The organism is Prauserella endophytica (assembly GCF_005146945.1).
GTDB classification, from domain to species: domain Bacteria; phylum Actinomycetota; class Actinomycetes; order Mycobacteriales; family Pseudonocardiaceae; genus Prauserella_A; species Prauserella_A endophytica.
In genome coordinates this window covers 78,137-101,215 of the sequence record NZ_SWMS01000004.1, presented here as the reverse complement: position 1 = coordinate 101,215, position 23,079 = coordinate 78,137, and the positions used below count along the sequence as shown (strand labels likewise).

Below are 23,079 nucleotides of genomic sequence, written 5' to 3'. Positions count from 1 at the left end.
GCGAGCCGGAAGGACGGAAGGAGAATCCTGTGACCGGTAGCGGTCTGATGGACGCCAACACGGACACACTCGCGCGAGTGGTCCAGATGGCGGCTGTGGTGGTGCAGGAGATCGAGGGTCACCGCAGCAAGCTCGAGGGTGAGGTCAACACCGTCATCCCCGCGCAGTGGAACATGGAGCAGTCACAGGCGCTGCTCGTCGCGCACAAGAAGTGGGACATGGCGATCCGCAACCTCCTGCAGAAGCTGGAGAAGCTGGGCGGCGACACCCAGTTCGCCATGAACGACTACATCAACACCGACCAGCAGGGCGCCGCGTGCTTCAACGGCGCACAGGGCGGTGGTGCCTCCGGGTTCGGCGGTGGCTTCGGGTTCGGCGGCGGATTCGGTGGTGGCGACACCGGGTTCGGCGGCGGCTTCGGTGGCGGTGGCGGCTTCGGCGGTGCGCTCGGGGGTGACCTCGGCCTCGCAGGCGACCTCGGCGGTGGCCTCGGCGGCGGTGACTCCGGAGGCGGCGACGGCGGAGACTCCGGCGACGGCGACTCCGGCGACTCCGGTGGTGGCGGCGCGTCCGGCAAGGGCGGCGGCGAGGCAGGCGAGCACTGCGACGACGACGGCGGCTCGTCCGAGGGTGGCTCGTCCTCGGGTTCGACGTACGCGTTCGCCGGGGTGCTTCGCACTTCCTGAGATGACGGAAAGGAGTTGAACCATGCGTAAACTCGCGATGTTCGGTGCGCTGGACGGCCTTTCGATGAACATGAACGGCTGCGTCAACGGCGTTCAGCAGTCGATCGACAACTGGGGTCAGGCATCGGGCATGACCCAGGCCGACTGGCTCGACCAGGCCGGCGGCCAGTTCGCCGAGATCAGCAGGGCGTGCCAGCAGGTGATGGCCGCGGGGCAGGAACTGATGCAGGCCATGAACCAGGGCGTGCAGACCTGCAACCACGAGAACATGGCCGCGGTGCAGCGATCCTGCGGGCGGCTCGGTTCGAGCATGTGACGACCGCGGTCGCCAGATGTCCCGGTGCGCGTGAGCGTGCCGGGACATTTTTCTTGGCCGGAAAGGGACAACGGCGAAGGTGAGCCCGTTCTCTCCGGCACAGTGGGTGTCCACATGCGATTCGCGTGACGCGCGAAGGAGACCGTCATGGCCGATCCTGGGGCGGCCGAGCCCGCCGCAGATCCCGCACCCGCCGAGGAGTCGGCACCCGCGGACCCCGCACCCGCCGAGGAGTCCGCACCCGAACCGGCGCCCGAAGCCGAGAAGGCGTCCGAAGCCGGGGCCGCGGCGGAGAAGGCGCCCGCCGAGGATCAGTCGGCGCAGCCGGAGGACGCGCCTCCCTCCGACGAGTCCCCGCCGAGCGAGCCGGAGCCCGGAGGCGAGGAGGCGCAGCGGCCCGCCGAACCCGCCCAGCGGGAACCGGACGGCGAGGAGGCCCCGAACGAGTTCCGGGACGCGGTACACGAACAGGAACCGCCGGTCGGTCCGCCCGACGGGATGCGAACGGTGGCCGACGAGGCGAGCAAGGTCCGAGACACGGCCTCCACCGCCGCCGACAAGGCCGAACGCGCCTGGGCCGAGACCGAGGGCGGGTGGAACGACCCGGCTGCCGCGGAGGCCGGAAAACGGGCGGCCGAGCTGGCCGAGAGCAACCGGGCGACGGGCGAGCTGGCGAACTCGGTGTCCGAAGCGGCCGGTAAGAGCGCGGAGCTGGTCACCGAGACCAGGCGGGCCGACGAGCAGTCGCTCGCGACCGGCGAGGGCGACTGGATGACCGCCCGCGCGTTGCTGCCGGAGGGCGAGCGACAGGTCGCCGAGGCGCAGACCGTCTCGTCGACCGTGGCGGAGACCCGGCAACGTCACGCCGCCGCGGAGGCGGGCATCCGGAGCACCTGGGAGGAGATCTACGACGGCGCCGGTGACCTCTTGAGCAGCGCCTCGGACGCGGTCGAGGACTTCGGCAACAAGGCGGACGAGGTGATCAGCGAGGCAGGCGAGCACGCGGGGAGCTTCGTGAGCGACGTGGCCGAGTCAGCGGGTGAGCTGGTCGGCGGGCCGGTCGGGCGGGCGGTCGGCGAGGGAGTCGGTGACGCGATCGGCGGCGAACTGGAGACGGGCGGGGAACTCCTCGGCGAGTACGTGGACGGCGTCGTCGGCACCGTTGGCAACGGCATGGAGACACTCGGCGAGGTGTCCGACGAGATCGGCGACGGCATCCGCGAGGGAGACCTCTGGCAGATACCCGGAGACGTAGGGGCCGAGATCGGGGAAGGTGTCGCCGAGAACGTCGAACACTGGGTGGAGACCGGCAACGACATCGGCGCGGCGATCGGCGAAGGCGTCGGCGAAGACGCCGAGAATCTCGCCGAGGCCGGGGCCGAGATCGGCGAGGCGTTCGGTGAGCTCGACAGCGCGACGGACCAGCTGCGCGACGCGGGCGACGTCGTCGTGGATTCCGCACTGCACCTCGGCGAGGCCGCCGACGACGTCCTCGGCGCCGCAGGCTCCGCCGTCGGAGCCGGCCTCGCGGCTCTGGGACAGGCGGAGGCGGGCCTCGCCGTGGCAGGCGCCGCCGATGCGGCAGGCGATGTCGTCGGCCAGGAGGCGCTGGCGACCGGCGCGGGGATCCGGAACTCCGTCTACGACGCCGCACAGGGCCTGGACGGAACCGACCGGGCACGGACCGTCTACATCTCCCACAAGCTCCACGAGCATTCCGCGCTGCACATCGACGAAGCACAGAGCGGAACCATCTGGCAAGGGCACCAACGCGAGACAGGCCCCCCGATGGGACGGGTGTTCGAGGTCGATCGCGAAGGGGCGGCGGGCCGTCGTGCGGCTGCCATCGGCGCGGTTCCGCCGAGTTCGACACTCGATCGCGACGAGTACCCACCCGCCGTCGCGAAGACGACCGGTGACAAGAGCGTCAAGTACGTCCCGTTCTCCGACAACCGCGGCGCGGGCTCGTCGATGGGCAACCAGATCAACGGACGCGACGCGTCCATCCAGCGTCAGCTTGACGGGACCGGGTTGCCGTTCTTCGGTGACGGTCGCGTCGACAACGGCGACCTGATCGAACTGAGGACCTTCCGATGAACACTGCGCTGACAGAACTCCTCGAGCGCGCCAGGGGCCCGCTCGGCTCACCCGTGGACGTCGAACTCGGCGCCGGGCCTTCGCGTCAGCTCGCCGAGCTGCTGTCGACGTTGAACGGGTTCGCGTTGTTCGACTACGGCGTCCAGGTCTTCCACGCCGGACCGTCCGGGCTCGGCCCGGAACTCGCGGCGTGGAACGCCGAGGACACCTGGAAGGACACCTACGGCGATGTCGCCGACGGGCTGCTGTGCTTCGCGCAGGACCTCCTCGGCGTGCAGTTCGCCATCGAGGACGATCGGCGAGTCGTGTCGTTCGATCCCGAGACCGGCGAGCGCACCGCCATCGGCGCCGGGCTCGGTGACTGGGCCACGTGGTTGCTGGAGGATCCCGGCCCGCGTGGCGCCGGTCCGCTCGCCAGGTTGTGGCAGGACACCCACGGCGCGCTCGGTCACGACGAGCGGTTGCTGCCGCTCACGCCGTTCGTGCTGGGTGGCGCGTACGGGCTCGACAACCTCGTCGCGCGCGACGCGGTGACCGCCATGCGGAGCCGCGGAGCCATCGCCCGGCAGCTCCACGAGCTGCCCGACGGCACGCCGATCTCGTTCACCACCGGTTGAGTCCCCGAGGAGCACCGAGATGGCCGAGGAAGCACCCGGCGGCGAGGCACCGGCGCCCGAGTCCGCACCCGGCGGCGAGGCACCGGCGCCCGAGTCCGCACCCGGCGGCGAGGCACCGGCGCCCGAGTCCGCACCCGCCGAGCAGCCCGCACCCGAGGCGCCCGCCGAGCGGCCCGCATCCGCCGAACAGCCCGCGCCCGAGGCGCCCGCGGAGCAGGACGCGCCAGCCGGACAGACTCCGGCAGAGCAGGAAGCATCGGCCGAGCGGGAAGGTTCCGCCGGGTCCGCGACACCACCCGCCGAAGCCGGGCGACCCGGCGAAGAACGGACCGAAGGGGAACCCACCGAGCAGCACACGGGACCGCAAGCCGATGAGGCGCCCAGCGAGTTCCGCGAGGCGGTCCACGCGCAGGAGCCGCCCGTCGCGTCGGGCGATGGGATGCGCGCGGTGGCCGACGAGCTGGACAAGGCGGGCGAGCGCGTGACCACCGCCACCGAGGAGGGCACACGCGCGTGGGCGGCCACCGAGCAGGGCTGGAGAGGCGCACCGGCCGACGAGGCGGGACGCCGCGCGGCCGAGCTGACCGCGAACGGCAGGGCGACGGGCGAGCTTGCCAAGTCGGTGGCCAACGCGGCGAGGGTGAGCGCGGACCACGCCGACCAGGCAAGGCTCACTGACGAGGACCTGCTCACGCGGGGCGAGGGCGACTGGCAGCTCGCGCGCACGTTGTTGCCCAACGGCGAAAGAGAGGTCGCCGAAACGCAGGTCACCGCCTCGACCGCGGAGGCGACCCGGCAGAACCACACCGCCGCGCAGGCGAGTATCCGACAGGCGTGGGAAGGGGTCACCGAGCCGGACGGGCCCGCCGAACCCGGCAAGCCCGACCTCTACGAGGCGGCCTCCGGAACCGTTCAGCAGGCGGCGCGGAACCTGACCGAGGCCCAGAACGCCTTGGAAAAGGCCGGGCAGGACGACCCCGTCGCGAACCTCCCGGCCCCACCGTCCGATGAGGACCTGCTACGCGACTACCAGGTCGAGGACGACTGGCTTCCGCCGATCCAGGCCGGAGGCCACACGTTCACGTGGAGCGAAGCGCTGGCGAGCCTGGAGGGCGGCGATCCGGCACGGCACCTGCTGATGGAGGACACGGCCTCCAACGCTCCCCTGCGGGTGTTCCCCGACCCGGACGGCGACGAGGGCCCGCTGGGAGGCCGGAGCGGCACCGGCAACAACCACCGCGACGCGTTCCGGCACGCCTACTGGAACGCGCTGATGACCAACGCGTTCGGCGAGTCGTCGGCCGCGAGGGTCGGCACCGGCCACGAGCGGCGCCCCGACGACCCCGAGCAGGACCCGATGTTCGAGGCACGGGCGGAGGCGATGGATCTGTACAACAACCAGATCGGCAGGCAGATCGCCGAAAGCCTGGGCCCCGATGCCCCGGACGACGTGCTTCGCGGGGCCATCGAGCGGGCCGTGCGCGAGGGGAAGCTCGTGGTGTTCAACGGGGACTACACCCGGCTCGTGCCCAGTGGAGGCGCCGAGGACTTCCCGGTGCCGCGATGACGGTTCACCGCACCCTCGGCGGATTGCCCGCGATGACGTGAAGGCCGAGATCGGCTGGCCAGAACAGGCCACCGGCCGCCGCATCGCGCGTGCCACCACAACACTGGGGTTCGGCTCAGGTGATCGACTGTCCCAGGGAGTACCGAGATGGCCGAGGAAGCAGGGGGCACCGGTGGCGCCCCGGCCCCACCGGCGGAGGAGCCGCCCGCCGAACCGGCTCCCGCGGAGCAGCCACCGGCAGAGCAGCCTCCCGCGGAACAACCGCCCGCCGAACAGCCACCGGCAGAGCAGCCTCCCGCGGAACAACCGCCCGCCGAACAGCCACCGGCGGAGGAGCCGTCCGCCGAGCAGCCTCCCGCCGAGACCGCACCGGCGGACGCCGAACCCGGGGAGCCCGCACCGGACGGCGGCGAGGCCGACGCCGCACCGGGCGAGGCACCCGGAGAGACGGACCCCGGCCCACCGGCGGCGCCCGGTCAGCAACCCGCGCCCGGCGAGCAGGGCCGGCCCGCGCCGCAGGACGGGAACCAGGCCAGTGGTGACGAGCTCAAGGACCGTGTGCTCGCCGAAGCCCCACTACCCGAGACGGACCCGACGGCGCTCCGCGCCGCGGCCGACGGGCTGAAGCAGACCGGAGCCCAGGGACAGCAGGCCGCCGACGAGGCGCTGAAGGTCGCCCACGCCGCCGGTCCCGACTGGCGTGGCCGTCCGGGGCAGCAGTTCGGCGAGCAGGCGACCGCCGAGGCCGAGCGGACCAGAGCCGTCGGGGAGGAGATGACCAAGCTCGGTGACGGTCTCGCAAAGGGCGCCGACACCGTGGACGCGCTCAGGGATGGCCGGCTGGCCGAGATCGAGGACGGCCGCCCGATCTTCGACCTGAGCCGGACGATGCCGCCCGGTGAAGCCGCCTTCGCCGAGGAGCGGGTGGTGCGGGACCTCGTCGCCCGCGGCCAGGCGATGACGGAGCAGGCGAAGGAACAGGTCCGCGGCGCTTTCGAGGGCTGGAACGTCAGCCCGGTCCAGCACGAGAAGCCGCCGCAGGAGATACCCCACCGGCTCGACATCGAGCTGGGCGACAAGAAGGGCCAGCTGCGCGGCCCGGCAGGCGAGAAACTGTTCGGCGCCAACAAGACGGGCGACCAGATCGACCGCAGCAGGCTGAGCGACGGGCAACTGGAGCGAAACTACGACGCCGTGCGGGACGCGTCGTTCAAGGTCGACTCCGGGATGCGCGAGCTCGAGATCGCGGGCAAGGACGTGCCCGCCAAGTTCGAGGCCGAGGTCACGGGCTGGCACAGCACGGGGTTGCCGCAGGACGGGTCGCTGTACACCGAGTGGCTGGACACGCCGACCCCGCAGGCAGGCCGGTTCGAAGGCAAGGCGGCCTGGGGCGCCGGGGGTTCGGTGGCCACGCGCACCGATGTCGGGGACGCCTCGGCGCGAGTCAGGGCGGAGGCGCTGGCAGGAGGCGAGGCCGAAGCGTCACTCGACGTCGGCGGGCGGTTCTTCGGTGCCGAGGCGGGCGCCTTCGCCGGAGCCAAGGCGAACGTGAGCGGGTTCGCCGACTACGGCGGCATCGGCGCAGGCGGCAAGGCCGAGGCGCGGGTCGGGATCGGGCTCGACGGCGGCTTCACCGCGGGCAAGCAGGGCGACAAATGGGTGATCGGCGGCAAGGTCGGCGCCGCGCTCGGGATCGGCGGGAAGCTGGAGGGACAGATCGTGATCGACCCGCAGAAGGCCACCCAGACCCTGAAGGACGTCGGTTCGGCCATCGCCGAGGGCTTCCGCAACCCCGGCCCCGTGTCGCCCTACGCCAACTACTTCTGACGGAGACCGGTCATGACCACGACAATGCCCTTTCCCATCGAGTTCGTGATACCGGATGGCTGGCGGGCCCCGAGTGCACGGGAGGCCGAGACGCCCGACGGCGTGGTCGCCGCGGTGCACCCCGAGCAAGCCGCGACCATCACGGCCGCGGGCGAGCTGATGGCCGGCGAGACCGGGCTGCCCGAGATCGCCGACCACGCCATCGCGATGCTGCGGCGGTCCGGCGCCCGCGTCGAGGTGCTGAGCCGGACGGAGGTCGGCACGCCGGACTCACCTGGGCTCGCACAGATCCTGCTCGTCGGGCCGGAAACCGTGCAGTGCCAGGCGTTCCTCGCGATGGTCGACGTCGAGGACAGCCGGAAGCGCGCGGTACTGCGGATCGTGCTCACCACGAGCAGGGACCACGTAGAGGCTCTGGTGGGCGACTTCCAGCGGTTCCTCGGCACGGTCCGGCTGGCGACCGGCGAGGCCGCGCAGCCCGCCCCGCGCCCGGAGGAGCGGCCGGTCCCCCGGCACACCCGGGCGGTGGCGCCCGGCGAGAACACCTGAGTCACCACGGAAAAGACCAAGGAGGCCACATGGTACGGCCGACGATCGACCCAGCCGCGCGCAAGGCTGACTACGAACGGCTGCGCGACGACCTGCTCCGGATCAGGCAGCGGATTGCGGACATCGAGGCGACCGCCGACTCGCCTGACGGGCTCATCAGCGCCACGGTGGTGGGCCGCGGCGAGCTGAGCGAGCTGTACCTGGACCCGAGGATCTACCGGACCACCGACTCGAAGGCGCTCGCCGCGTCCATCGTGGACACGATCAGGGAAGCGGTGACGCAGTCGCAGGAACAGCTGTTCGAGATCACGAAGCAGTACCTCCCACCGAACGCGAAGTTCCAGGAGACGGACGTCCACACCGGACCCTTCTTGCACCAGCTCGACAGGAAGATCAAGGGAGAGTTGTGATGGCCGACTACGACATGGACCCGGACGCCGTGACACGGGGCATCAACCGGCTACGCGCAGCGGGCGAGGACTTCGGCAGCGCGTGGGAGAACCACAAGCGGGCCATCCAGGCGGGGCAGGCCGGGATCGGCGGTGACTCGCTGGCGCAGGCGTTCCTGGAGCGTTACCTGCCGCTCGCGGAGCAGCTGACCGCCAGGGCCGACGCCATCCCCGGCGCTTACGGCGGGCTGTGCGACGACGCGATGGGCTGCGTCAACGACTATGTCGCCGCGGAGAGTCAGGGCACCACCTCGGTGAACCGGCTGACCGGTACCGATCACCGGGAAACCTCCGCGTAGCACCATGAAAGCCAGGTTGGTCGCGGCGGTCGTCGCGCTCGCGGCGGCGGCCGTCGGCGGGAACCCCGGGATGGCCACGGCCGCGCCACCACCGGGGGCGTGCGGCAGGACGGAGCCCGCGAGCCCCGTGGTCACCGAGCTGCCGTGGGCCCAGCGGACGCTCGACGCGCAGGCGGTGCGGCGGCACGGCACCGGCGCCGGGGTGGTGGTCGCCGTGATCGACTCCGGGGTGGACTCCGACCACCCGCAGCTGCGGCAGCCGGGGAAGGTCCAGCGCGGCCAGGACTTCTTCCTCGTCGGCGACCTGCCGGGCAGCTTCGACTGCGTCTCACACGGCACGGGGGTCGCCGGAATCATCGCCGCCGCGCCCACTCCCGGCATCGGGTTCGCCGGGCTCGCCCCGGACGCGACGATCCTGCCGGTGCGCGTCAGCGAGAGCGACACCACCGACGGCGCCGCGCAGGCCATCGACCCCGAGGTGCTCGCCAGGGGCATCTGGTACGCGGCCGACCACGGCGCAGACGTGATCAACCTGTCCGTCGCGGGCGGACTCGACAACCACTACGTGCGTGACGCGATCCGGCACGCCGTGAACAAGGACGTGGTCGTGGTGGCCGCCGCCGGGAACGCGCAGGAGGGCGCGGCGCCGGGCGGGCCCACCTACCCCGCGGGCTACGACGGGGTGCTCGGCGTCGGCGCCGTGGACATGGCGGGCAACCGGCTGCCCAGCTCGCAGATCGGGCCGCAGGTGGACCTGGTGGCGCCGGGCGGCGGCGTGCTCTCCACGATGCGAGCGGGCGGGCACGGGTACCGGGACGGCACGAGCTACGCGGCACCGTTCGTGTCGGCGACCGCGGCGCTGGTGCGCTCGAAGTGGCCGGGCCTGTCCGCCGAGGAGGTCGTGCGGCGCGTCCTCGCCACCGCGACCCCGGCGCCGGGCGGCCGGGACAGCGCCGCCTACGGAGCCGGGATGGTCAACCCGTACCGGGCGCTGACCGACGGACTGTCCACTGAGGAGCCCGCCGCCCTGCCTGCCGTGGAGCGGCCCGTGCCGGACCCCGACGAGGTGCGGCTCGCCACATGGTGGGAGGACAGCACCTCCAACGCGCGCCTGGTCGCGATCCTCACCGTGACGACCGCGGTGCTGGGCGCGCTGGCGGCGGTGGTGCTGGTTCGTGGCCGCCGCACGCGCTGGCGGCCGCGTCGCGCGGCGCTCCCGCCCGCCGAGCCCGTCCGCGACGACCTGCCCGACGAGATGTTCCTGGTGCCGCCCCCACCTGCCGAAACCTGACGGGAAACTCCGTTGCCGCACGTCACCGCCCCCGCCTAGGCTTCCCGCCCATGCGGGCAGGCTTGCGTGCCGATCTCAAGGCAGCGCTCAAATCCAGGGACAAGGCGGCCATCACGGCGCTCCGCTCCGCACTCGCGGCGATCGACAACGCCGAGGCGCTCCCCGTCGGGGAGACCTCCGCATCGGTCGCCGGCAGCGAGCACGTCGCCGGAGCGACCGCGGGGCTGGGCTCCGCCGAGGCGCGACGCCGCGAGCTGACCGCCGCCGACCTGCGCGCGATCCTGGAGCGGGAGGTGCGCGAACGCCTGGCGGCCGCGGCCGAGTACGAGCAACTCGGCCGCGCGGACCACGCGCACCGGCTCCGCGCCGAGGCCGATGTCCTCAACCGGCACCTCGACTAGGGCACTGTTGTACTGGTAGGCGGGGTAGGTCAGGTAGCCCGCGTCGCCGCCCACGCAGTACGTGGCCTCGTCGACGGGAGCGAGCGGGAGCGCGTTGCGCAGCCGCTCGACGAGGTCCGGATTGGCGAGGAACGCGCGGCCGAAGCTGATCAGCTCGGCGCCCAGCCCGAGCAATGGTCCGCGTCGGCCCGTCCGGTCTGCTTCGGACCCATCGGCGGCGACGGGCTCATGACGAGGGTTCCCGGCCACGCCCGGCGCAGGCCCAGCAGCACGTCCTCGTCCGTGGTGGCCTCGAGGTGGACGTAGGCCAGGTCCAAGCGGGCCAGCTCGATTCGCCGAGTGAGACGAACTCCGACGCCGCGCTGGAGCGCATGGCCAGGGAACGCGACCGGCTCTCCGCGCACATCGCCGAGCTCATGGAGACCCGGGACAAGCTCGACGAGCTGATGGTCGCACACCGCGCGCACCTCGAACGGCTCCGATCGGCGGTCAGCCGCTGAGCGCGGTCGCCGGGTCCAGACCACTGCCCATCGGCACCCGGCTGACGATCCCCGCGGGCAGCCGCACGGGCTGCGCGCCGCCGTAGCCCAGCACGTCCAGCACCGCCGCACCGGCGAGCGGGTACGCCCTGCCCTGGTCGGTCACCAGCACGAGCGTGCCCGCGTACGCCTCGGCGCTCGGCATCACCTCCACCAGCGCCGCCCGGCCCGGTTCGACGTGCACGCGGTCGGCCAGCGGCATCCCGGCCTCCGAGCGCCGAGGCGTGGCCACGGTCGGCAGGTCGGGGATCCGGGGATCCACGTGCACCACCGGCACGGCCGCGCCCGGTTCGTACATGGCGCAGATCGTGCCCCCCTCGGCGAAGCGCGGCCGCTCGCCGGGCGCCGCACCAGGTCCGGGCTCCTCGGCCGGCGCCACACGGGCCTCGGCGACCTCGGCCGGGCCGAGCGCGACCCCGACCGGCTGCTCGCCCCCGTACGCCCGCCTGCTCTCGGGGTCGGCGCGCTGGATGTCGTACTGCAGCGGGGAGATCGGCCGGAGCCGGTCGGCCTCGGCGAGGTAGTGCTCGCTGCTCCCGGAGGTCTCCATGACGAGCAGCTGACCCACCCGGATGTCGCCGCGCCCCGGCACAGCGGACGACGGCGCGCCCACGTCACCGAGCCGGATCGGCGCGATCGGCTCCCCCGAGGGCAGCACGTCCACCAGCGGCATTCCCGTCCTGGCCTTGGGCTCCGACTGCAGCGCGAGGCCCACGGCGACCGTGTCCGACTGCCGGATCAGGTGCCGGTGGCCGTCCGCGATCAGGTACTGGTCGCCGCTGGCAGGCACCTCCACGAGCAGAGCGGAACCGGTGAGCGGGGTACCGCCCCGCGCGCCCGTGCCGACCAGCAGCACCGACTCGTCCACAGTGGACCCGGCTGCGTCGGGCACGGGCCGGGAGCACAGGCTCCAGCCTCCGGCGAGCAGCTTGTCCCGCGCCACGAGGGTGTCCGGCGCGTCGTCGATGCCGATACGTGGTCCACGGGGGACGCCCGCCAGCGAGTCGCTCGACACCGACACGGTCTCGGCATGCTCGCCGAGTGCGAGCAGCGCGGAGGTGTAGTTCTCGACCGGGTGCAGCACCCCGTCCAGATAGACGTACTGCGTGCCGGTCTCCTTCGCCACGATCACCGAGGGCCGGTCCCGCCACGACGTGTTGCCGCCCGGGTTGATCAGCCCGTACACCCAGAACCCGGCCAGCACCAGCACGGCCACCACGATGCTGCCGATCGCGGCTCCGCCGGGACGGCGAAACGGCGGCTGCTCGGGGTCGGGTTCCCTCGTGACCAGCGCCGAGATCGCCCGCTGGGCGAGGAACTGGTGTGCCTGCAGCAGGTCGCGTTTGGACGCCACGGCCTCAGCCCCCGAGTCCGCGCACGAGCCCGTACAAACCCAGCACCGCGCACAGCACCGGCACGCACGCCAGCACGATCGCCACCTCCAGCAGCTCGGCGGCCCGGCCGAAGAACGGGCTGGGCGATCGCCTGCTGTGACCGAGTCCGGCGAGCACGGCCAGGCCGCCGACGGCGAGCAGCGCGGGTGCCGTGATCGCGAGCAGCACGCCCGCGTTCGCCATCACGGGGCCGACGGCGAGTGCGCCCGCGCTGGCCACCCCGGTGAGCAGCAACGGCGCCCGGTGCCGCAGCGCCGGGTAGATCCGGGCCCGCAGGCAGAAACCGGCCGCCAGCACGCACAGCAGCACGATCACCGACGTGCTCGCCTCGCTCGCCACGAGGAAGAGGCAGAGCACGGCGACCGTCGTCGCGCCGCCGATCATGCCGGTCAGCAACTGGTCCGCGCGCAGCACGGCGGCGTAGACCGCGTGCCGTGGCGGCTGCGGGTCGTCGCGCACGAGATCGGCGGTGCTGCGCGGCAGCACCGGCATCGGCACCCGGCCGAGCCGGATCGTCAGCGGGCCGAGCAGCGGCGAGAACAGCAGCACCACCACGACCGCCACCGCGGCGCCGTCCACGCCGTCCAGCGAGTCCATGGTCGCGAGCCACGACGCGAGCGTGCCCAGCAGGCCGGCGGTGACTCCGCCGATGAACACCTCGGCGCGCTCGACGACGCCGAGGTAGCCGAGGGCCGAGGCCACGAGCAGCGCCGAGGAGCCCGCGAGCACGTGCGGCGCGCCGAACCCCGCGAGCGGCGGCCCGTCCGCGAGCAGCAGCGCACCACCGGCGAAGCCGAACGGCAGCGCCAGCGCCGCGACCACCGCCCCCGCGCCCGCGTCGCCCAGCGCACGGGCCAGCACCGTGCCTGCCGCGAGCAGCAGCGCGCAGAACCCCAGAGCGGCCAACGCCGGCGTGGTCCACGGCGGACCGGCCCGCACCACGGCCAGCAACGCGAGCAGGGCGGCGAACGCGCCGGTCAGCAGCCCCGCGGCGCGCGTGTGCGCGGGACCCCACGGGCGGCCCGTGCGCCCGGCGCCCTTCGCGATGGTGTCGGCGAGGTCGTCGTACTCCAGCTCGGGCCAGTGCAGGCGGCGCGACACGAGGTGCAGCACCTCGCCGTCCCTGATCCCGTACGTGCCCAGCGAGCGCCCCAGCTCCAGTGCCGTGCCGTCGGCGCGGCGCAGCAGCCAGCCGCCCTCGGTGACGCCGTCGTCGGGCAGGCTCTCGCCCGCGCGCCGCAGCAGCCCCGGCAGGATCTCGGCGACCGATGAGCGCTCCGGCAGCGCGAGGTCGATGCGGCGAGCCGGTGCGTCGATGGTCACCCGCACGAGGTTCGTCGTCGTCATCCGCGTGTCCCTTCGGCCCTGCCCGGTGGACGGCAGCATGCGGCCGTCGCGCCCCGTTCCCGATCTGTCGCTACCTACGATGAGCGCCCGAGCGAGACAGGGGAACGGACCCGGCAACTACCGGACACGACGGGATGGCGTCAGAATGACTACCGCGATGACGACACTTTCCGGACACGACGAGCTGGTTCCTCTCGGCGAGGGTCCGGTCGCCACGGTGCTGGCCGGGGTCGACCCGGAGGGCAGCGCCGGGTTCGCGCTGAAGGCCTACCCCGGACCCATCGACCGGCGCACCCGCGGCGAGCTGGACACCGAGCTGCGCAAGCTGCGGGAGCTGCGCGCCAGTGCGAACGTGCTCGTCGCCGACGGCGTCGAGGAGCTGCCCGACGGCCGCGCCGCGCTGCGGATGGAGCTGTGCGCCCAGTCGCTGCCCGAGCTCGTCTCCTCGTTCGGACCACTCACCATCCCCGACGCGCTCGCGCTCGGGGGCGCGCTCGCCAACGCGCTCGCGGTGGCGCACGCGGCAGGGCTCGTGCACGGCGGCGTCACTCCCGGCAACGTGCTTTTCCGGCCCTCGGGGGAACCGGTGCTCGCCGATTTCGGCCTGACGTTGCGTCGTGCGTTCCCCGGCGACGTCACCGCGGGAGTCGGCTTCCTTGCGCCGGAGACCGTCCGGGACGGCACCAGGGACGAGCGGACCGACCTGTACGGGCTCGGCGCGGTGCTGTACTTCGCGCTGTCGGGCTCGTCGCCGCACGAGGGGCGCCCCGGCGAGCAGGTTGACGAGCGGCTGCTGCGCGCGCTCAGCAGCGAGGTGCCGCCGCTGGAACGCGGTGACCTCCCGCCGGGGCTCGCGCAGCTCGTCTCGGCGCTGCTGGCGAAGAACCCCGACGCCCGCCCCCTCGACGCGGCGACCGTGGCAGCCCGCATCGGCGGCATGATCGGCCCCGCGCAGGCGCAGCCGGTGTTCGACGACTTCGGCGGCGCCGTGCCGGCCAATCCCGCCCCGCAGCCCCAGCCGTACCCCGAGCCCCAGCCCTACGCCCCCGCGCGGCCGCCCGTGCCGCCTCCGCCGTTGCCGAGGGGTGAGCTGCTGGTGCAGTACGGCCCGCAGGACCGGCCGAAGGGCAAGCCGCGCGCGGGCCTGATCGTCGCCGCCGTGGGCGCGCTGTCCGTGCTCGCCGTCGCCGTGGTGGTCCTGCTGCTGAACCAGCCGGCGAAGCTCGACGTGCCCGAAACGCCCCCTCGCGCGGAGGGAACCACCCCCGCCGCGCCCAGCGCCCCGCCCGTGCGCATCGAGCTCCACGATCCCGTGGACAAGGGCGACTACGTGGAGCTGTCCTGGCGCAGCAGCGAGCCACTCGACTTCGCCGTGGTGGTCGCCGCCGAGGGGCAGCCGAACGAGACGATCTTCGTGCAGCGGCAGACCGAGTACCGCCTGAAGATCGACCCAGTGCTCAAGTACTGCTTCCGGGTCCAGGGCGCGAACAGCGCCGGCTTCTACGAGACCCAGGCCAAACCGATCCGGGAAGCCACCTGCACCGGTTAACGGGGTGCCCGTAACGGGCGCGGGTTCAGCGCCGCCCGGATGCGTGCGCGCAGGCCACGCCGGGCGAGCCCCTTGCGCACGGTCCTGACCGCGGCCCACGCGTGCCGCCCGCTGTCCGGGCCGGGGCCGGATCCCGACCACAGCGCGAAGTCCACCGTGGCGCCCAGCGCGCGCAGGCCGTCCACCGTCGCGCCGTCGGTGACAGCGACCGCGCTCGTCAGATCGCGCACCGTCATCCCCGCGGACACGGGAACGCCGTAGGCACGCAGCCGGTCGCGCGCCTCCTCCCATGCGCCGACCACGGCACCCGCGCCGGGCCGCCGTCTGCGCCGCCGCGCGCGCAGCGCCTTCGCGAGCGGCACGCCCACCGCCCACAGCAGCGCCGCGAGGGCGGGCACCGCGAGCAGGGTCCAGAACGGGAAGGACGACCAGCCGCTCGCCGTGCCGGTCTCCAGCGCGGCCGGTTCCGGCGCGACCGGTGCGTCCCGCAGCTCGTCCGACGGCGGCAGTTCCTCGCGCGCCTCCTCGGCGGCGGCCGCCACTCCCCGGCTGGGTCCGGCACCCTGCGCGGCGGCCGTGCCGCTCGGGTCAAGCCGCACCCAGCCCACGCCCTCGACGGCGACCTCCGGCCACGCCAGCGCGTCACCGTTGCGCACCGTGTAGCTCCCGTCGGCCTCGCGCTCGGCGGGGGCCCGGAAACCGACGACAAGCCGTGCGGGAATGCCCTTGATGCGGGCCAGCGCGACGTAGGCGGCCGCGAACTGCTCGCTGGTGCCGCGCCGGGTCTCCAGCAGGAACTCCTCAAGCTGCGGCCACGAGTGACCGGTGGGCAGGTTCTGCCCCGTGGCCAGCCGGTACTCCTCGCGCAGGAACCGTTCCAGCGCCAGCGCGGTCTGGAACGTCGGCCGCGCCGGGGCGGCCCGGTCGGCCAGCTCGACGATGCCCGGCGGCACCTGCCCGACCCCGCCGAGCTCGGCGGCCAGCGACCGGTCGACGGCTGCGCCCCGGAAGGCGTCCCGCGCGACCCGCGGCTCCCACCAGCTGAGCGAGTACTCCCCCGGCGTCCCGGTCCGCGGCACCAGCAGCGAGCCCTGCCGCTCCTCCACGAGCGGGTCGACGCCGTCGACCCCGGCGGGAAGCGACTGGCTCGGCAGCCACGGCCCTTCGAGCCGGACGTCGCGGATCTCGGCGCTCCTGCGCTCGACGTCCACGGTGATCTCGTCGCCGGGTGGGAGGGTCTCGCCGAGCCTGCGGTACCGGTTGCCAGGGGTCCAGTTGACGCCGTCGAACTCGGACAGCACCACCACCGGCCACCGGTCCACGCCCGCGTCACCGTCCACAGTGAACACCGGGGTGTCCGGATGCGACAGCCGGTCGGACAGCTCGTCCAGCGGGTTGGTGAGGCTGCTCTCGGCGAGCGGGGCGAACTCCTCGTCCTGGAACGTGTACCTCGGCTCGCCCGAGGGCAGCAGCATGCCGCCGACGAGCGCACCGACGATCGCGAGCGTCACCGCCGGAGCGGCGAGCAGCACCGCGGAGGGCCCGCGCCGGTCCTCGGCGACGCGGTCGGCCCGCGTGGCGGCGAGCAGCGCCCCGGCCGCCGCGGCGTAGGTGAGCGCGGCGACCGTGGCCGCGATCCCGCCGAGCGCGCTGTAGAACTGGCTCAGCACCACCACCGCGAAGCTCGGCACCAGCGCGGGCAGCGCGCCCCACCGGTGCAGCAGTTCGACCCCGAGCACGCACGCGATCAGCGTCAGCAGCGGCACGAACAGCAGGAGCGCGGGATCGGGCTGCGCGGGCCACGTCGACTGCAGCGCGAGCCGCCACGAGTCCGTCGCCCCCGAGGACAGCGCCCGGATCGTCTCGCCGGTCGGGATGCCCGCCGCCGTGGTGGGGAACAACAGGATCTCCACGATCGCGAGCAGGCCCGCGAGCAGCGTCAGCACCGGCCGCCACGGCACCAGCCCCTCCCGGCGCGAGGCGAGCACGGCGACCGCGAGCACCACCGCGGCGGGGGCCAGCAGCGGCAACAGCAGCGCGGGCACACCGAAGACGGGCGCGAACAACAGCCCGGCGACCACTGCGGCCAACACCGCGCAGGCCGTCGGCAGCACCCGCTCCCCCGTCATCCGATCACCTCGTTCCACCGCCGCACCGCGTGCTCGGCGCCCTCGGCGACGAGCACGCGCGCCCCGGCGACCGCCCCCGCCCCGCCTCCGGCGCCGATCGCGAACACGAAGATCGTGGAGTATCTGCTGCGCAGCCACGCCAGCGACGTCACCTCCGCATCCGCCGCCGTGACCACCACGAGGCAGCCGCCGAACCCGCGGCTCGCGGCGAGCGCGGCGGGCACCAGCGACTCGTCGCCGCCGTGTGGGTGCACCAGGCACAGCTCGTCGAGCAGTGTGCGGGCCGCCTGGCTGCCGCCGGGGGTCGGCACGTCGAGCCCTGAGGAGGTGACGAGCCTGCTGTGCTGGCCTTCCCTCGCAGAGGCACCGAGCAGGGACGCCGCGAGGTCGACGGCCTCCTCGAACGCGGGCGGGGGCATCGAGCCCGCCCGTGTGTCCAGCAGCACCGTGAACCTCGGCTGTTGCGGGTCGGCCAGATCGCGCACCATGAGCCGCCCCGTGCGGGCGGTGGCCTTCCAGTGCAGGTGCCGCACCTCGTCGCCTGGTACGTACTCGCGCACGTCGCGCAGGTCCATCGAGCCGCGCAGCGGGTCGTCGGTGATGGCGCCCTCGTGGTGGTGCCTGGGGTGCGCCCCCACGAGCGCCCTCGACGGGTACTGCCGGGGGTGCACCCACAACGTCGCGGTCTCCCCGGTGGGCAGCCGGTTGGTGGCGAGCCCGAACGGGTCGGCCCGGTGCAGCAGCAGCGGTCCGACGGTGGCCTTGCCGCGCGTGGAGATCGTCAGCTCGTAGTGGTAGGTCGCCTCCGCCGACGGCGGCAGCGCGCGGATCCGCACGGTCTGCGCCGTGCCGCCAGCCCGGTCCGTGGCGAGGAACGGCGACTGCCGCCTCGTCGCCGGGTTGCGCACGCGCAGCCGCGCCAGCACGGGCCTGCCTCGCTCCACCCGGTCCGGATAGACCGATCGCGTCACCACCACCCGCACGGGTCGCGCGGTCACGGCGACGGCGGCGAGCACCGCGGCCAGCAGGATCCCGCCAAGCGCGCGCAGCAGCGGCTGCCCGGCCCACTGTCCGAACGCGACCAGCAGCACCGCGAGGACGAACACCACGCTTCCGCGCCGGGTGGGACGCACGGGCTGCTACCTGGCGGCCACGTTGATCGCGGGCGCGGGGGTGGCCGCCAGCACCTCGTCGATGATCTCGTCGGCGCCGCGCTGGTTGAGCTCGGCCTCCGCGGTCAGGATCAGGCGGTGGGCGAGCACCGGCTTGGCGACGTCCTTGATGTCGTCCGGGGTGACGAACCCGCGCCCGGCCATCGCGGCGAGCGCCTGCCCGGTGCGGACCAGCGCGATGCTGCCACGGGGGCTCGCGCCGAACCGCACGGCCGCGTGGTCGCGCGTCGCCGCGGCGAGCCGGGCCGCGTACTCGACGACCGCGCGGTCGATGTACGAACGGCGGACCTCCTCGATGGCCGTGCGCAGGGTCGCCATGTCGACCACCGTGGGCAGGTCCTCGGCCCTGACGCCGGCGCAGTCGCTCATCACGACCAGCACCTCGGACGCGACGTCCGGGTAGCCCACCGACAGGCGCATCAGGAACCGGTCGAGCTGCGCCTCGGGCAGGCGGTAGGTGCCTTCCATCTCGATCGGGTTCTGTGTGGCGACCACCAGGAACGGACGCGGCACCTCGTGCGTGACGGCGTCGACGGTCACCTGCCGCTCCGACATCACCTCGAGCAGCGCCGACTGCGTCTTCGGCGTACCGCGGTTGACCTCGTCCGCCACCACGATGTTGGCGAACACCGCACCGCGGTGGAACGTGAACTGTTCTTCCTTCTGGTGGTACACCGTGACGCCGGTGATGTCGCCCGGCAGCAGGTCGGGGGTGAACTGGATGCGGTTCCACTCACCGCCGATGCTGCGGGCGAGGCAGCGAGCCAGCGTGGTCTTGCCGAGGCCGGGCACGTCCTCGATCAGCAGGTGCCCCTCGGCCAGCAGCGCGGCCACGGCCAGGCGCACCAGCTCCGGCTTGCCGCGGATCACCTGCTGCACGTTGTCGGTGATCAGCCTGGCGACCTCTCCCGCCCGTGCGCTCATCCTTCGGGCCAGAGCAGGCGGTTGGACACGACGTTCAGCTCCGAGATGAACACCCAGACCTCGTAGCCGGGCTCACCGAAGTCGATGTTTTCGAACACAGCGTTGCCGTTCTCGTCGGTTTCCCAGCCGGAGCCGGGGTTGTTCCACGTTGGATGGTTGGAGTCGACCTCGAAGTCGTAGAACGTGTTGGGCTCCAGCCCGGTCGCCTCGACCCGGATCTTGTAGCACGGCGGGCCGCAGCCGTCGTACTCACTGGCCTCGCCCCGCGAGATCGTGATCGACGGCCCGGGGATGGCGATCGTCGTGCTGGCCCCTGGTCCGCGCCCGGCGCTGTTCTCGGCCGCGACCGTGATCGTGTAGCTCGTGCCCTTCTGCAGTCCGGTGAGGACGGTCGAGCGCGCACCGCCCGGCACCGTCTGGGCGCCTGCGCCAGGCTGCCATGACACGTGGTACGCCGTCACGGGGGCGCCGTTGTCGGCGGCCGCTCCCCACGTGACCTGCACGGCGTCGCCCTGCAGGGTCGCCGCCACGTTCGGCGCGATGCCCGGCGGGGTTGCCGGGGCCGGAGGCGGCGGTGGTGGCGGAGGCGGTGGAGGGGGTGGCGGCTGGGCCGGCGGCTGCGCGGGCGGCGGTTCCACCTGCCGGCCCTGCGGCACCGGGTCGACGGTGTCAGCGGGCTCGGCCAGCACCGGGCCCGGGTCCGGTGTCGCTGGCTGGGACGGCGGCGGGCTCGGCCGGTCCGGCCGCGAGGGTGGGGGTTCGGGGGTCCGCTCGGGTGGCGGGCCCTGCGGCGGCCGGTCGCCCCGGTCCTCCTCCCCGACCAGCGGCACCTGGCTCACCGAGCCGCCGTCGTCGACGACCATGACGTGCCCGCCCTTGTCGCCGTCGACGTACACACGGGCGTCCTGCCCCCGGGTCAGCCTCGGCTCCCCCGTCTCGGGCGCGACGGGCGTGACCTCCTGCGGCCTGCCGTCGTTGCCGTAGGTCCGCACGGTGTTGCCCTCGAGGTCGAGCAGCACCACAGAGGAACCGCTCGACTCCGGGGCGGCGTACTCGCCGTCGGGCAGCTCGACCGTCACGGGCCTCGTGTCCGCCCCCGGCGTGGTGAGGCCGCGGCCGTCCATGAGGTGCAGCTTGTCCTCGGCGGGGTCGAGGATGGGAATGCGCCCGCCGGCGTCCGCCGTGGCGACCTGGGCCGTGCCGGGGAGGTCAACGCCGACGTTCACGGGGTCGCCGAGCCGTCCGTCCGAAACCGCCCGCACGGTGTCCTGGGTGGTGTCCACGAACGCGACCTGCTCGCCCACGACGGTCAGCTCTCCGCTGTGGCCCGGCGGCGTCACGGTGGGGCACGACACCTGGTCGGCGTCCCTGGGCAGCTTGCACAGCACCCCGGAGGCCTGCCGGTGCAGCCAGAGCGTGCCGTCGGGCGTCACGACAGGGTCGCCGAGACCCTCACCCGCGCGGATCGTGGCCGGCCGCTCGCCGAGCCGCACCACGGTGCCCGCCTCGCGGTAGACGAGGTAGGGACCGCCGGGCGCCTCCACGCCGACCGGCTGCTCACCCGTCGGGGCGTTGATGGTGCGCTCGACCTCCAGGGTGGACTTGCCGAACTCCCTGATCCGCGCCTGCCCGACGACGTACGCGCTGGTGTCCCCCTGGTAGACGAGGTCGCCGGGGTCTAGCGGCATGTTCGCCTGCGCGTCCACGGACTTGGCCGCGCCGTTGACGTGGAAGACGACGTCCAGCTCGGGGTTCACGACCCAGTGCCCCGCGGGCGCGAAGTCCAGACCGCGCGGTGACTGGGCCGCCCCGGAGATCGCGATCGTCACGGTGGCGGCGCAGGCGGCGACCAGCAGTGCCATCGGCAGGCGATGCCACAGCTTCCTCCCAGTCACAGAGGGGAGCATAGGACACGCCGGTACACGCCGGGTCAACATCAGGTACAACGGACCCGGACGGCGCAGCCCCCGCTACTGGGCGAGCGGGAAGGACAGTTCGAAGATCGCGCCGCCCTCCTCGGCGTTGTAAACCCGCAGGTAACCGCCGTGTGCCTGCGCCGTCCAGCGCACGATCGAAAGGCCCAGCCCACTGGACCCGGCCCCGCTGGTGAACCGGTCGAAGCTCTCCTCCGCCACCGAGGCGTCGATTCCGGGGCCGTGGTCGGCCACCGTCACCCGGCCGCCCGCGACGGTGATGTGCACGATCGCCGGTGAGCCCGGCTGGCGGCCGTAGCGCAGCGCGTTGTCGAGAAGGTTGCCGACCGCGCGTTGCACGAGGTTCGGGTCGGCGTACACGGCGGACGGGGCCGTGGTGACGGTGACCTGCGCTCCGTTTGCGGGGGTCTCCTGCACCACACCGGTGACGAGCTGGTCCAGCCACACGGGCTGGATCGCGAGCGTCTCCACGCCTGCCGCGAGCCGGGCGCGCACGAGCAGGTCGTCGATGATCGAGCCCATCCGCGCGGCGAGGCGCACCGTGCGCGGCAGCAGGTCCGGCCGGTCCGCCGGGTTGCGCATCGCCGTCTCCGCCAACGCGCGCAGTGCCGCGACGGGCGTGCGCAGGTCGTGCGCCGTCTCGGCGAGCAGCACCTCCTGCTGTTCGAGTGCCGCGGCGGCTGGCCGGATCGCGCGGCCGGACAGCAGGTGGCCTGCCACACCGACCACGGCCACCGCCAGCGCGCAGCCGCCGATCACCCACCACACGAAGGCGCTGTGCCGGTCGAGCTCCGCCGTCGGGTCGCTCACGGCGACGATCGCGCCCGCGTACTGGCCCGCGGCGTTGAGGAACGGCTTGGTGACCACGCGCACGAGGCCGTCCTCGGTGCTGGGCACGTACCCCTGGATCTCCCTCCCGCTCGCGGTCGAGTCCTCCGCCAGGCCGTGCAGGTAGCCGCGGTCCACCGGGGCGCAGTCCCGCCTGCTGAAGTGCGGGTCGAACTCACCGGCCCCCGCCGGAAGCACGGCGAACTCGGGGCAGCTCGTGTCGATCTGGTCCTGGCCGATGAACGCCGTGACGACGGTGCCGTCCCCGCTGGACTGGACCAGCCGGGACACCGCCGCGGTGACCTCCTTCAGGGAGGCGTCCATGCGCAGCTCGCCCTGCTCCCTGTCCTGGTCGACGAGCAGCCACGCCAGCACGATCAGTCCGGCGGCGTTGAGCACCGTGAACAGGACGGTGAGCAGCCAGCGCAACCGGCGCAGCCGAGCCGCGGCCGAGCCGTTCATGAACCACTCCGCCCACCGTCGAGGCGGTACCCGACGCCGCGCACCGTGTGGATCAGCTCCGGTTCCCGTAGCTTCGCCCTGAGCCTGCGCACCACGACGTCGACCACGTTGGACATCGGGTCGGCGCTGGTGTCCCAGCAGTGCTCGATCAGCTCGGTGCGGGTGACGGCCTGTTCGGGGCGCGCCATCAGGTACTCAAGGACGGCGAACTCCTTGTCGCTCAACGTGAGCAGGACACCCGCCCTGCGGACCTGCCTGCGTGCGCTGTCGAGCTCGAGATCGGCGTGGTGCAGCACCGGCGGCCGCCGGTCCGCGGAACGGCGGCACAGCGCGGAGACCCTGGCGGTCATCTCGGCGACCGCAAACGGTTTCACCAGGTAGTCGTCGCCGCCGTGCTCGAAGCCCGCGACGCGGTCGGCGACGGTGTCGCGCGCGGTCAGGAACAGCACGGGCACCGCCCAGCCCCGCTGCCTGCGCTGGTAGACGTACGTGGCGGCGTCACCGTCCGGCAGCATCCGGTCGAACACCACGCAGTCGTGGTCGGCACCGGTGAGCACGGCGTCGGCCGTCGCCAGGTCCTCAGCCTCGTCGACCAGGAAGCCATGGGCCGCGAGCTCGGTGGTCACCGCCACGCGCAGGTCCTCGTTGTCCTCGACCACCAGCACTCGTGCTGTCGCTGTCATCGGAACCTCATGTTCGTGC

General features: G+C 73.2%; 22 protein-coding genes. 13 read left to right on the top strand and 9 right to left on the bottom strand.

The window, feature by feature from the left end:
• Positions 1 to 29 precede the first annotated feature (29 nt).
• The 11 genes from FCN18_RS40085 to FCN18_RS09600 all read left to right on the top strand — a co-directional run bounded on the left by FCN18_RS40085 (position 30) and on the right by FCN18_RS09600 (position 10,099).
• A complete protein-coding gene (locus tag FCN18_RS40085) occupies positions 30 to 686 on the top strand; it encodes a hypothetical protein (protein ID WP_228713815.1) in 657 nt (218 codons plus the stop codon).
• Positions 687 to 708: 22 nt separating this feature from the next.
• Positions 709 to 1,002, top strand: coding sequence for a hypothetical protein (locus FCN18_RS09645; RefSeq protein ID WP_110341746.1), 294 nt, complete (start codon positions 709 to 711; stop codon positions 1,000 to 1,002).
• Between the two features lie 147 nt (positions 1,003 to 1,149).
• Positions 1,150 to 3,099 (top strand): hypothetical protein, encoded by a 1,950-nt coding sequence (locus tag FCN18_RS09640; protein ID WP_137094534.1) that lies wholly within the window; start codon positions 1,150 to 1,152, stop codon positions 3,097 to 3,099.
• Entirely contained in the window at positions 3,096 to 3,716 is a 621-nt protein-coding gene (locus FCN18_RS09635) for an SMI1/KNR4 family protein (RefSeq protein WP_112271498.1), read from the top strand. Before FCN18_RS09640 ends, FCN18_RS09635 begins: the two co-directional genes overlap by 4 nt.
• 19 nt (positions 3,717 to 3,735) lie before the next feature.
• The gene (locus FCN18_RS09630; RefSeq protein WP_137094532.1) at positions 3,736 to 5,283 is read left to right on the top strand and encodes a DUF6973 domain-containing protein; all 1,548 of its coding nucleotides are present in this window, start codon (positions 3,736 to 3,738) and stop codon (positions 5,281 to 5,283) included.
• 147 nt (positions 5,284 to 5,430) lie between these two features.
• Positions 5,431 to 7,110, top strand: coding sequence for a WXG100-like domain-containing protein (locus tag FCN18_RS39725; RefSeq protein ID WP_206077854.1), 1,680 nt, complete (start codon positions 5,431 to 5,433; stop codon positions 7,108 to 7,110).
• A 12-nt stretch (positions 7,111 to 7,122) separates the two neighbouring features.
• The gene (locus tag FCN18_RS09620; protein ID WP_137094530.1) at positions 7,123 to 7,659 is read left to right on the top strand and encodes a hypothetical protein; all 537 of its coding nucleotides are present in this window, start codon (positions 7,123 to 7,125) and stop codon (positions 7,657 to 7,659) included.
• A gap of 29 nt (positions 7,660 to 7,688) precedes the next feature.
• Positions 7,689 to 8,069, top strand: a complete 381-nt coding sequence (locus tag FCN18_RS09615) for a YbaB/EbfC family nucleoid-associated protein (RefSeq protein WP_112271491.1) — start codon at positions 7,689 to 7,691, stop codon at positions 8,067 to 8,069.
• Entirely contained in the window at positions 8,069 to 8,407 is a 339-nt protein-coding gene (locus tag FCN18_RS09610; RefSeq protein WP_112271489.1) for a hypothetical protein, read from the top strand. Before FCN18_RS09615 ends, FCN18_RS09610 begins: the two co-directional genes overlap by 1 nt.
• Positions 8,408 to 8,411: 4 nt before the next feature.
• Positions 8,412 to 9,698 carry a type VII secretion-associated serine protease mycosin gene (gene mycP / locus FCN18_RS09605; RefSeq protein WP_137094528.1) on the top strand — a complete coding sequence of 429 codons (1,287 nt, stop codon included), beginning with the start codon at positions 8,412 to 8,414 and terminating at the stop codon, positions 9,696 to 9,698.
• A gap of 50 nt (positions 9,699 to 9,748) precedes the next feature.
• Positions 9,749 to 10,099, top strand: coding sequence for a GatB/YqeY domain-containing protein (locus tag FCN18_RS09600; RefSeq protein ID WP_112271485.1), 351 nt, complete (start codon positions 9,749 to 9,751; stop codon positions 10,097 to 10,099).
• Positions 10,100 to 10,248: 149 nt separating this feature from the next.
• Here the strand turns inward: FCN18_RS09600 and FCN18_RS39720 are convergent, their stop codons facing one another.
• Positions 10,249 to 10,416, bottom strand: coding sequence for a hypothetical protein (locus FCN18_RS39720; protein ID WP_199542572.1), 168 nt, complete (start codon positions 10,414 to 10,416; stop codon positions 10,249 to 10,251).
• Here FCN18_RS39720 and FCN18_RS09590 point away from each other — a divergent pair.
• Positions 10,396 to 10,599: a hypothetical protein gene (locus FCN18_RS09590; protein WP_199542574.1), complete on the top strand. Its 204-nt coding sequence runs from the start codon at positions 10,396 to 10,398 to the stop codon at positions 10,597 to 10,599. The genes FCN18_RS39720 and FCN18_RS09590 overlap by 21 nt on opposite strands.
• Here FCN18_RS09590 and eccB read toward each other — a convergent pair.
• Positions 10,589 to 11,992, bottom strand: coding sequence for a type VII secretion protein EccB (gene eccB, locus FCN18_RS09585; protein ID WP_113641590.1), 1,404 nt, complete (start codon positions 11,990 to 11,992; stop codon positions 10,589 to 10,591). The two genes, FCN18_RS09590 and eccB, sit on opposite strands and share 11 nt — an antisense overlap.
• Positions 11,993 to 11,996: 4 nt before the next feature.
• Positions 11,997 to 13,379: a type VII secretion integral membrane protein EccD gene (eccD, locus tag FCN18_RS09580; RefSeq protein WP_137094525.1), complete on the bottom strand. Its 1,383-nt coding sequence runs from the start codon at positions 13,377 to 13,379 to the stop codon at positions 11,997 to 11,999.
• A gap of 157 nt (positions 13,380 to 13,536) precedes the next feature.
• On the opposite strand from eccD, the gene FCN18_RS09575 reads away from it, so the two are divergent.
• Complete coding sequence (locus FCN18_RS09575) at positions 13,537 to 14,928, top strand: protein kinase domain-containing protein (RefSeq protein ID WP_137094523.1); 1,392 nt, start codon at positions 13,537 to 13,539, stop codon at positions 14,926 to 14,928.
• Here the strand turns inward: FCN18_RS09575 and FCN18_RS09570 are convergent.
• From FCN18_RS09570 to FCN18_RS09545, 6 genes are all read right to left on the bottom strand, one after another.
• Entirely contained in the window at positions 14,925 to 17,057 is a 2,133-nt protein-coding gene (locus FCN18_RS09570) for a transglutaminase domain-containing protein (RefSeq protein ID WP_137094521.1), read from the bottom strand. The two genes, FCN18_RS09575 and FCN18_RS09570, sit on opposite strands and share 4 nt — an antisense overlap.
• Positions 17,054 to 18,190: a DUF58 domain-containing protein gene (locus tag FCN18_RS09565; RefSeq protein WP_137094519.1), complete on the bottom strand. Its 1,137-nt coding sequence runs from the start codon at positions 18,188 to 18,190 to the stop codon at positions 17,054 to 17,056. Before FCN18_RS09565 ends, FCN18_RS09570 begins: the two co-directional genes overlap by 4 nt.
• Before the next feature lie 6 nt (positions 18,191 to 18,196).
• Positions 18,197 to 19,153 carry an AAA family ATPase gene (locus FCN18_RS09560; RefSeq protein WP_112271473.1) on the bottom strand — a complete coding sequence of 319 codons (957 nt, stop codon included), beginning with the start codon at positions 19,151 to 19,153 and terminating at the stop codon, positions 18,197 to 18,199.
• The gene (locus tag FCN18_RS40525; RefSeq protein ID WP_267285359.1) at positions 19,150 to 21,048 is read right to left on the bottom strand and encodes a fibronectin type III domain-containing protein; all 1,899 of its coding nucleotides are present in this window, start codon (positions 21,046 to 21,048) and stop codon (positions 19,150 to 19,152) included. The genes FCN18_RS09560 and FCN18_RS40525 overlap by 4 nt, the downstream gene beginning before the upstream one ends.
• A gap of 75 nt (positions 21,049 to 21,123) precedes the next feature.
• Positions 21,124 to 22,377 (bottom strand): sensor histidine kinase, encoded by a 1,254-nt coding sequence (locus FCN18_RS09550; RefSeq protein ID WP_112271469.1) that lies wholly within the window; start codon positions 22,375 to 22,377, stop codon positions 21,124 to 21,126.
• On the bottom strand, positions 22,374 to 23,060 hold the full coding sequence (locus FCN18_RS09545) for a response regulator transcription factor (protein WP_206077853.1): 687 nt from the start codon (positions 23,058 to 23,060) through the stop codon (positions 22,374 to 22,376). The genes FCN18_RS09550 and FCN18_RS09545 overlap by 4 nt, the downstream gene beginning before the upstream one ends.
• Positions 23,061 to 23,079 lie beyond the last annotated feature (19 nt).